At 73.6% G+C, this 6,001-nt stretch carries 6 protein-coding genes; all 6 read right to left on the minus strand.

The genetic code is table 11. The annotated features are described in order from the left end of the window. Complete coding sequence (locus ABLM29_RS18480; protein ID WP_349715970.1) at window positions 1–1,068, minus strand: response regulator; 1,068 nt, start codon at window positions 1,066–1,068, stop codon at window positions 1–3. Between the two features lie 48 nt (window positions 1,069–1,116). After that, window positions 1,117–2,667 carry an alpha/beta hydrolase gene (locus tag ABLM29_RS18485; RefSeq protein ID WP_349715972.1) on the minus strand — a complete coding sequence of 517 codons (1,551 nt, stop codon included), beginning with the start codon at window positions 2,665–2,667 and terminating at the stop codon, window positions 1,117–1,119. Between the two features lie 53 nt (window positions 2,668–2,720). Beyond that, a complete protein-coding gene (locus tag ABLM29_RS18490) occupies window positions 2,721–3,896 on the minus strand; it encodes a DNA polymerase III subunit delta' (RefSeq protein WP_349715973.1) in 1,176 nt (391 codons plus the stop codon). Next, window positions 3,893–4,558: a dTMP kinase gene (tmk, locus tag ABLM29_RS18495; protein WP_349715975.1), complete on the minus strand. Its 666-nt coding sequence runs from the start codon at window positions 4,556–4,558 to the stop codon at window positions 3,893–3,895. Before tmk ends, ABLM29_RS18490 begins: the two co-directional genes overlap by 4 nt. Before the next feature lie 61 nt (window positions 4,559–4,619). Continuing rightward, window positions 4,620–5,429: an SGNH/GDSL hydrolase family protein gene (locus ABLM29_RS18500; protein ID WP_349715977.1), complete on the minus strand. Its 810-nt coding sequence runs from the start codon at window positions 5,427–5,429 to the stop codon at window positions 4,620–4,622. A gap of 64 nt (window positions 5,430–5,493) precedes the next feature. Next, a complete protein-coding gene (locus tag ABLM29_RS18505) occupies window positions 5,494–5,796 on the minus strand; it encodes a putative quinol monooxygenase (RefSeq protein WP_349715978.1) in 303 nt (100 codons plus the stop codon). Between the last annotated feature and the right edge of the window lie 205 nt (window positions 5,797–6,001).

Below are 6,001 nucleotides of genomic sequence, written 5' to 3' on the forward strand. Positions count from 1 at the left end.
TCATCCCTCCGCTTCGGGTCGGGCCGGGGCCTTGAGGTGGCTGAGCGGGTCGGCCTCGTCGTCGACGTCCAGGGAGAACGACGCCGAGACCCGCAGCGTCTCCAGCGGCTCGGCGTACCGGGTGGTGCCGTAGCGGGACCAGTAGCGGGCGGTGGCCCGGACCAGGTCCGGCTCCATGTAGTTGCGATGCCCCTGGGAGGCGTACGCCGCGATCATCCGCAGCTTGGTGTCGATCTGGTCGTCGATCGGCACGAACCGGTTCGGCTGGTACTGCACGCCGACCGACGGGCTCTCGAAGCACTCGATCGCCGGGACCCGGCGGGCCGCGATCTCCACCGCCCGGTGCACCGCGCGGTGGTCCTGGTGCCGGTCGTGCGCCGTGTGGGTGTAGATCACCGAGGGCCGCACCTCGGCGATCACCTCCTCGATGGCCGTGATCAGGCCGGCCGCGGGGTCCAGGCGGGTGTCGGGGAAGTCCCGCAGGTCCAGGGAGGCGCCGATCACGGCGGCCGCCGCGGCCGCCTCGGCGGCGCGGTCGCCGGTGTCGCCGCCGACGCCTCCGCCTGAGAGCGTCAGGATCGAGACCCGGTCGCCGTGCGCGGCGTGCCGGGCGAGGATGCCGCCGACGCCGATCTCGACGTCGTCGGGGTGAGCCCCGACGGCGAGCACCGACGCCGCGGACCTGGCCCGCTTCCGGGCGGCCGCGACCAGCTCGCGGATCCGGGTCACCAGGAGCGTGGAGTCGACCGGCTTGAGGTAGAACTCGTCGGCGTCCTGGCGCAGCGCCTCGACCGCGTAGTCCATCACCGAGTGCGCGGTGGCGACGATCACCGGCAGGCCGGGTCTGCGCCGGCGCACCTCCGGGATGAGCGTCAGACCGGACATCCCCGGCAGCTCGACGTCGGTGAAGAGCAGGTCGACGCCGGAGCTCTCCAGCACCCTGAGCGCCGCGTCGCCGTTGTCGACCACCGTCGGCTCGATGTCGTCCTGCCGCGCCAGCATCCGCCGCGTGAAGTCCGCGACGTCGGGGTCGTCCTCGACCACCAGTACGTGGATGGTTTCGGCCACGGACTAGACATTAACCACGGCGGCAACCGCGGGACAGGGCTCACCAGGTCAGCACTGCAGCCCGTCCTCCGGCACCTCTCCGTCGACCAGGTAGGCGTGCACGGCACCGTCCACGCACGCGTTGCCCTTGTTGTAGCCGGTGTGGCCGTCGCCGTCGCGGGTGATCAGCACGCCGGACTCGAGCTGCTCGGCCAGCGCGACCGCCTCCTCGTACGGCGTCGCCGGGTCGCGTGTGGTGCCGATGACGACGATCGGGGCGGCGCCGGCCCCGTCGATCACCAGGTCGGGCTCGTCGGTGGCGGTGAACGGGATGCCGCTGCACCCGGTCAGGCCCCACGCGAAGACCTCGCCGAAGGTGGGTGACGCCTCCGTGAACGCCGGGTACTGCGACTCGACGTCGGCGGGGTCGATGGCCTCGGGGTCGTCCAGGCAGTTGACCACCGAGATCACCTCCAGCCCGTTGTCCGCGTAGCTGCCGTCCGGCTCCCGGGAGCCGTAGTAGTCCGAGAGCACCAGCAGGGTGCTGCCGTCGCCGGCGAGCGCCTCGCTCAGGCCCTGGTCCAGCGCCGACCACAGCTCGCGGTAGTACAGCGGGAAGACGACGCCGTAGAAGGCGTTGCCGACCGACAGCTCGCGGTCGCCCTCGGTCGGCAGCGGCCGGTCGTCGATGTCGTCGAGCAGGCCGCTGATCGTGTCCAGACCCTCCTGGACCGAGTTGCCGAGGAAGCAGTTGCCGCCGTCGACGCAGTCGCTGACGTAGGCGCGCAGCGCGGTCTCGAAGCCCGCGGCCTGGCTCAGCGAGCCGTCGCGGCTGCTCAGCGTCGGGTCGATCGCCCCGTCCAGCACGAACCGGCCGACCCGGTCGGGGAAGAGCTCGGCGTAGGTGGCGCCCAGCTTGGTGCCGTAGGAGTAGCCGAAGTAGGTGAGCTGCTCCTCGCCCAGCGCGGCGCGCAGCACGTCCATGTCGCGGGCCACCTCGACCGTGCTGACGTGGCCGACCAGCTCGTCCGAGCGCTCCTGGCAGCCCGCCCAGAAGTCCTCCAGGCCGGCGACGAAGTCGCGCTCCTCCGCCTTCGTGTCCGGGGCCGGGTCCTCCGCGACGTAGGCGTCCAGCTCGGCGTCGGTGAGGCAGTCGACCGGGTCGGAGTCACCGGTGCCGCGCGGGTCGAAGCCCACGACGTCGTACGCCGCCAGCAGCGGCCTGCCGAAGTAGCCCTCCGCGTTGGTCGCGACGTCGGTGCCGGGCGCGCCGGGGCCACCCGGGTTGACCACCATCGAGCCGATCCGGTCCCCGGTCGCCGCTGCGCGCTCCACGGCGATCCGCACCGAGCCCGCCGTCGGGTCGGTGTAGTCGATCGGCACCTCGAGCTCCGCGCACTCGCGCTCGCCGCAGCCGGACCAGGCCAGCCGCTGGGTGTAGAAGGGGAGCAGCTCCTGCGGGACGCCGTCGCCCGGGACCGGGGTGGTGGTCGAGGAGCGCGCGCCCCCGGGGGAGGCGTCCGGCTCGTCGTCGCCGACCAGGGAGAGTGCCGTGCCGAGCGAGGCGGCCAGGAGCATCAGGCCGACCACGAACACCGCCACGACCGACCTGCTGCGCACCGACCTCACTCCTCGCTGGTCCGCTCTGCCTGAACTTCGCTGACGCGCCCTACCTAACCTTCGCTGACACGAAGTGCCACCATCATGGACTCCAGCGCCAAGGCCGGCGGCACGTTGAACTCCAGCATCTGCTCGCGCGCCTCGAATATGGCGCCGATCCGGCGCAGGTGCGCCTCCGGCGTCGAGTGCCGCGCCAGCTCGGTGATCTCGGGGCGCAGGTCCTCGTTCACCAGCGCGCCGGGCGCGCCGGCCGCCACCGCGATGGCGTCCCGGTAGACGGAGGTGAGGTCGGTCAGGCCGCGGTCGACCACGTCCAGCACCCGGCGCTTGGCCCGCGTCTTCTGGTCCTTCTCCAGGTCGCGCAGCGCGGGCGCGTACTCCCGCGGTCGCCGGCCCCGGTCGACCACGCCGTAGGCCGAGTCGAGGTCGGCCTTCTCCTCCGCGTCCAGCTTGCTGGTGATCGCGTCGGCCTCGACCTTCGCGTTCTCCGCGAGGAGCGTGGCCGCCCGCATGCAGGCGCCCAGGTTGGTGAGCCGCGCCGGGATCGCGACCACGGCGCTGCGCCGCTTGCGGACCTCGCCGTCGAAGGCCAGCGCCAGCGCGCGGCCGATGTGGCCCTGGCTGGCGCGGGCGGCGTAGAGCGCCAGGTCCGCGGCGACCCCGCGGCCGGTCAGGAACCCGGCCACCTCCTCGGTGGTCGGCGTGGCCAGGGTGACCAGGCGGCACCGCGAGCGGATCGTCGGCAGCATGTCGTCGACGGTCGGCGAGCAGAGCATCCACACGGTGCGGCCGTTGGGCTCCTCGATCGCCTTGAGCAGTGCGTTGCACGCCTGCTCGGTGAGCCGGTCGGCGTCCTCGACGATCAGGATCTGCCAGCGGTCGCCCATCGGGGTCAGCGCCGCCCGGCGGACCAGCTCGCGGACCTCCTTGACGCCGATCGTCAGCTTCTCGGTGCGGACCACCGCGACGTCGGCGTGGCTGCCGCCGAGCACCGTGCGGCACTCGTGGCAGGTACCGCAGCCGCCGTTCGGGCACTGCAGGGCCGCGGCGAACGCGATGGCCGCGTTGGAGCGCCCTGACCCCGGCGGGCCGGTGATCAGCCAGGCGTGGGTCATGCCGTGGCCGGCGGCGGCCGCGCGGAAGGCCTCGATCGCGGGCCGCTGGCCGACGAGCGTGGACCAGACGTCGCCGCCGGGGGCGGCCTCCTGGGCGACGGGCGCGGCGCTCATCGGGACTCCCTCCGGGCCAGGTGCAGCAGGACCGCGATCCGGCCCCCGATCGCCGCCGCGATCTCCTCGACCGGGGCGCGGGCGTCGAGCACCAGGTAGTGGTCGGGGTCGGCCGCGGCCATCGCCACGAACGCCTCCCGGACGCGCTGGTGGAACTCCAGCGACTCGCCCTCGATCCGGTCCCGCCCGCTGAACCGGCCCAGGCCCGCCTCGGGCGCCAGGTCCAGCACGACGGTCAGGTGGGGCCGCAGGTCGCCGGTGGCCCAGCGGGCGACCCGCTCGACCTCGGCGACGTCCAGGGTGCGGCCGGCCCCCTGGTAGGCGAGCGTGGAGTCGACGTAGCGGTCCGTGACCACGACCGCGCCGGAGGCCAGCGCGGGGCGGACCAGCGTGGCCACGTGCTCGGCCTTGTCGGCGGCGTAGAGCAGCGCCTCGGTGCGGTCGTCGAGGTCTCCGGTCTCCGGGCTCAGCACGATCCGGCGCAGCTCCTTGCCGACGCCGGTGTCGCCGGGCTCGAAGGTCAGGCGGACGTCGTACCCCTCCGCGGTCAGGCGGTCCGCGAGCAGCCGCGACTGGGTCGACTTGCCCGACCCCTCGCCGCCCTCGAAGCAGACGAAGAGCCCCTGCTCGGCATAGATCCCTGGGTACTCCCCTGCGCTCACGCGGACACCCTACGGGTGCGCCTCGACAGAGCCGGGGCGCACCCGCGGGTGGTCCGTGGCGTCAGCGAAGCAGGCCGGGCTTGACCGCGGCGGTCACGGCAGCGGCGTAGGCGCGGTACCCCGCCAGGTTCGGGTGGAACACGCCCGGGTCGCCCCAGCCGATCACCCACGGGTCGGGTGCGTTGACCCCGTGCCCGTCGAACCGCGACCGGACGTCGACGAACTCGAACCCGTGGCGTTCGGCGGCGGCGCGCATGACCTCCGCGAGCGTGTCGGCGCCGTCGTTGAGCGTCTCCTGCTCCGCCACCGAGACGCCGAGGTAGTCGCCGTACTCGGGGGAGAAGAGGTGCACGTAGCCGGTGACCAGCACCCGCGCGTTCGGCGCGGCTGCGGCGACCTGCGCGTAGAGGCGGTCGAGCAGGCCCGGGAGGGCGCCGGTGATCCGGCCCAGGACGACGGCACTGGCGCCGGCGCACTGGGCGTCGTCGCCGAGGACGCAGGCACCCACCGCCTGACCCCACCCGGTGTCGTTGCCGCCGATGCTCAGCAGCACCAGGTCGGTGTCGGCATCGAGCGCGTCGAGCTGGCCGCCCGCGACCAGGGAGAGGGTGGTGGCACCGGCACAGGCGACGTAGTCGTCGAGCCGCAGCGTGGCGCGACCGTCGACGAGGACGCCGTACGCCGACTGCGACCGCCCGCACGTCGGCGAGTACGGCGGCGCGCCGTACCCGGAGCCGTAGGAGTCACCGAGCACGTCGTAGTCGAGCCGCGGCGGCGCGGCACCGGCGGGGATCCGGGCGAGGAGGAGCAGCGGGAGGACGGCGGCGAGGGCGGCGACGACGGCGACGGCGGCGCGCGAACGGGGTCTCATTGCCGGATCGTAGGACCAGAATGTGACGGTCGTCACATGCTTCGCCGAATCCGGCGGCGCTCGCTCAGCCGTCCAGCGGCGACCCGGCCACGTCGAAGCGGAACCCGCCGAACTCGCCCGAGAGCAGCGGCCGGGCCGCCGCGATCGAGGCCCTGACCGCCGGCAGCTCCAACGACGCCCGGTGCGCCTCCGCGGAGGTCCACACCTCGGCCACGAAGACCCGGTCGGGCTCCTCGGCGCTGACGCCGACGTCGTACCGGAGGCAGCCCGCGGCCGCCAGCTCCGGGCTGGGTGTCGCCAGGTGCGCGGCCAGGTCGTCCCGGCGGCCCGGCTGCGCGCCGAGCCACCCGCAGTTCACGAAGGTCATGGCCGCGAACGTAGGCCGGGCCACCGACAGGCAGCCCGCGGGTGGTGGTTTCGAGGCTCGTCGCTAGCGCTCCTCGCACCTCAACCACCGGTCGGCGGGTGGTGGTTTCGAGGCTCGTCGCTAGCGCTCCTCGCACCTCAACCACCGGTCGGCGGGTGGTGGTTTCGAGGCTCGTCGCTAGCGCTCCTCGCACCTCAACCACCGG

Source organism: Nocardioides sp. YIM 152588 (assembly GCF_040191335.1).
In the GTDB taxonomy this organism is placed as follows: domain Bacteria; phylum Actinomycetota; class Actinomycetes; order Propionibacteriales; family Nocardioidaceae; genus Nocardioides.